General features: G+C 55.5%; 1 protein-coding gene. It reads right to left on the bottom strand.

Features of this window, described 5'->3' with window-relative positions; genetic code table 11:
• Positions 1-261 (bottom strand): zinc ribbon domain-containing protein YjdM (locus P8629_RS12065; RefSeq protein WP_278166354.1); only part of this gene is annotated, 261 nt, incomplete at its 3' end.
• Positions 262-263 lie beyond the last annotated feature (2 nt).

Genomic DNA, 263 nt, shown 5'->3' with positions numbered 1-263 from the left:
ATGGGCCGTCACCATCATGTCGCCGACGCCGTCGACCTTGCAGTCCAGTTGGTGATTCTTGCTATCCAAGAGCCGCTTGATAACCGCTTTGGTGCCCACCTTGAGTACCAATGAGCTGCCTTTGACCTTGAGGTCTTTGATCATCGTTACCTTGTCGCCTTCCGCTAACAGGGTGCCGTGGGCATCTTTTACCGTCACGGTCTCTTCTGCCTCAGCCTCAGAAGGGTTCCATTCGTGAGCGCATTCGGGGCAGATGAACAGGC

This window comes from Hydrogenovibrio sp. 3SP14C1 (assembly GCF_029625905.1).
In the GTDB taxonomy this organism is placed as follows: Bacteria; Pseudomonadota; Gammaproteobacteria; order Thiomicrospirales; family Thiomicrospiraceae; genus Hydrogenovibrio.
Note: the sequence above shows the minus strand (reverse complement) of the source record. Positions and strands in the feature narration are given on the sequence as shown.